General features: G+C 68.7%; 4 protein-coding genes. All 4 read right to left on the bottom strand.

Annotation, left to right across the window (positions count from 1 at the left end):
• Window positions 1-71: 71 nt before the first annotated feature.
• The 4 genes from lepB to pyrE are packed head-to-tail and all read right to left on the bottom strand — an operon-like array spanning window position 72 to window position 2,627.
• Window positions 72-917: a signal peptidase I gene (lepB, locus tag G7B71_RS15445; RefSeq protein ID WP_166042555.1), complete on the bottom strand. Its 846-nt coding sequence runs from the start codon at window positions 915-917 to the stop codon at window positions 72-74.
• Window positions 914-1,324, bottom strand: coding sequence for a holo-ACP synthase (acpS, locus tag G7B71_RS15440; RefSeq protein ID WP_243406276.1), 411 nt, complete (start codon window positions 1,322-1,324; stop codon window positions 914-916). Before acpS ends, lepB begins: the two co-directional genes overlap by 4 nt.
• Window positions 1,321-2,046 (bottom strand): pyridoxine 5'-phosphate synthase, encoded by a 726-nt coding sequence (locus G7B71_RS15435; protein WP_166042553.1) that lies wholly within the window; start codon window positions 2,044-2,046, stop codon window positions 1,321-1,323. Before G7B71_RS15435 ends, acpS begins: the two co-directional genes overlap by 4 nt.
• Window positions 2,043-2,627, bottom strand: coding sequence for an orotate phosphoribosyltransferase (pyrE, locus tag G7B71_RS15430; RefSeq protein WP_166042551.1), 585 nt, complete (start codon window positions 2,625-2,627; stop codon window positions 2,043-2,045). Before pyrE ends, G7B71_RS15435 begins: the two co-directional genes overlap by 4 nt.
• Window positions 2,628-3,015: the final 388 nt, after the last annotated feature.

Raw genomic sequence — 3,015 nt, 5'->3', positions numbered from 1 at the left:
TCCCTGGAAGCCTGGACGCTCGCTTGCGCTCGCTCCCCTCACCCAACCCTCTCCCCGCCGGGGAGAGGGCTTTACTGAGCTTCGTCGGGGTGGAGCGAGGTGCCGGCGCGGCCGCCGCGCAGGGCGGTGAACCAGCTTATCGGGTTCCACCAGTCGGAGCTGCCGTCGAGGCTGAAGGTGATGAACTCGGCGCGGCCGCCGATATTCTCCCATGGAACCGCGCCGCCGAGGCCGAGATTCTCGATCGAGGCGCGGCTGTCGGCGCTCTCGTCGCGATTGTCGCCCATCAGGAAGACATGGCCCTCCGGCACCACGACCGGGCCGAAATCGTCCGACTGCGGATAATAGCCGAGATCGACGGTGTCGTAGCTGCGGCCGTTGGGCAGCGTCTCTCGGACGATCGGCAGGCTGCACAGGGCCGAGCCGTCGGCGCGGGTGATGACGACTCCGGAGCATTGGATGTTGGCGTCCATCGGGATCATCATGTCGGGGCGGCGCTCCTGGCGCACCTCCTGGCCGTTGATGAAGAGCTGGCCGCGGATCAACTGGATGCCGTCGCCGGGAAGACCGATGACCCGCTTAATATAGTCGGTGCGCGCGCCCCGCGGAGTGACGATGACGACGTCGCCGCGCTCGGGCATCGCGCCGAACAGGCGGCCGGACATGCGCGGCATGATGTGGAAGCTCGGGCTGACCCAGGACCAGCCATAGGGATATTTGCTGACCACGAGCCGGTCGCCCTTCAAGAGGCCTGGCATCATCGATTCGGACGGGATGTAGAAAGGCTTGGCGACCAGGCTGTGGAACGCCAGCACGGCGAGGATCAGCCAGAAGATGGCGCGCAGCTCGGCCCACCAGTCGGTGCCCTTCTTCGGCTTGGCCAGGCTCGGCAAAGGCGTGGTGTCGCTCAAGCTCATTCAGTCCTCGGAACGGCGGTGATCAGGACGACGGCCATGGCGAAAGGATGGTCGTCGGTCATGGTGAGATGGATGTCCGCGGCGTGACCGTCCGGGGTCAAAGCGTCAAGCCTCTCCCTGGCGCCCCCGGTGAGCGCCAGAGTCGGTTCGCCCGACGCTTTATTCACGACGCCTATATCCTTCATGAACACGCCGCGCTTGAAGCCGGTGCCGACCGCCTTGGAGAAGGCCTCCTTGGCGGCGAAGCGCTTGGCGTAGGTGCCGGCGCGGGTGAAGGGGCGGCCTTCCGCCTTGGCGCGCTCGGTGTCGGTGAAGACCCGGGCGATGAAGCGATCGCCGAACCGGTCGAGCGAGTTCTGGATCCGCTCGATGTTGCACAGGTCTGAGCCGAGGCCGATGATGGTCACCCGCGCGCCTCGTCCATCAGCGCGCGCATGCGGGCGATCGAGTCGGCGAGGCCGGTGAAGATCGCTTCGCCGACCAGGAAATGGCCGATGTTGAGCTCGGCGATCTGCGGGATGGCGGCGATGGGGACGACATTGTCGTAGGTGAGGCCGTGGCCGGCATGGGGCTCGATGCCGTTCTTGGCGGCGAGCGCGGCGGCGTCGGCGATTCGGCTCAACTCCTCGGTCTGCGGCGCGCCTGAGCGGTGGGCATAGCGGCCGGTGTGGAACTCGACGACCGGGGCCTTGAGGCGCATTGCGGCTTCGAGCTGCTGGGCAGCGGGCTCGATGAATAGGCTGACGCGGATGCCGGCGTCGGTCAGGCGGGCGACCATCGGCGCGAGCATGTCGAAATGGCCGTGGGCGTCGAGGCCGCCCTCGGTGGTGCGCTCCTCGCGCTTCTCCGGCACGATGCAGGCGGCGTGCGGGCGGTGCTTGAGCGCGACTGCCAGCATCTCCTCGGTCGCCGCCATCTCGAGGTTGAGGGGAATTGCGAGCTCGGCCTTCAATCGGGCGATGTCGTCGTCGCGGATGTGGCGGCGGTCCTCGCGCAGATGCGCCGTGATGCCGTCGGCGCCAGCCTCAGCCGCGGCGACGGCGGCGCGGACCGGCTCGGGATGCTCGCCGCCGCGCGCGTTGCGGATGGTCGCGACGTGATCGATATTGACGCCGAGGCGGAGCGTCACGCGGCGAGGCCCCGGCTGCCGGGCTTGACTGCGGGGATGGCGGCGAGCTCTGACGGAAGCGAGTCCTCGGCATAGGCCGGGATGTCGAGGGTGCACAGGCTGATCAGCGGAAGGCCGAGATCGGCGGTGCCGCCTGAGCGGTCGATCAAGCAGCCCTCGCCGAGCAACGTGCCGGGATGCTTGCGCACCGCCGTGATGCATTCGCGCGACGACAGGCCGGTGGTGACGATGTCCTCGACGATGACGACGCGCTCGCCGGGCTTGATCTCGAAGCCGCGGCGAAGCTGGAACTCGCCGTCGACGCGCTCGACGAAGACCGCGCGGCAGCCGAGCGCGCGCGCGGTCTCGTAACCGGGGATGATCCCGCCCATCGCCGGCGACACGACGAGGTCGACCGCGCCGAAGCGCTCGCGGATCACGGCGGCGAGGGCCCGGCACAGCGTCTCGGTGCGCGCCGGATCCTCGAACACCCGCATCTTCTGGATGAAGAGGGGCGAGCGCAGGCCCGAGGACAGGATGAAATGTCCTTCCATCAGCGCACCGGCGGCCCGGAACTCGGCCAGCACCTCGTCGCTCGTCATAACCCGTATCTCCCCTCGCCCTCGGTCTTGGCGGCCGCGCTCGCCAGGCCGGCAGGCGTTCGCCTGCCTCGCAACCGCTACTAGCGTTGAAACTGCGGCCCCGATATGGCCGCGCGGCGCGCCGCATCAAGGCGGATGAAAGGCGGCTGAACATGCTTGAGACACGCAAAGTGCGTGCCTATAAGGCCGCGCGAATGCGCGACCCGGCGCAACCACACCTCCGTCCGTCCGGGCGGTCTCGAGGGGCTTAGATGAAGACCTGGCTTAAGTTTATTGCCGTCGCCGCCGCATTCGGCCTCGGCCCGGCGGCCCTGGCGCAGCAGGCGCCGGCGACGAGCGCGCCCGCGGCGGCGGCGCCCGGCACTCCCGATTCCGCGCAGGCGCCCGA

The organism is Sphingosinicella sp. YJ22 (assembly GCF_011320075.1).
In the GTDB taxonomy this organism is placed as follows: Bacteria; Pseudomonadota; Alphaproteobacteria; order Sphingomonadales; family Sphingomonadaceae; genus Allosphingosinicella.
The sequence above is the reverse complement of the archived record's forward strand: the minus strand, read 5'-3'. Positions and strand labels throughout refer to the sequence as shown.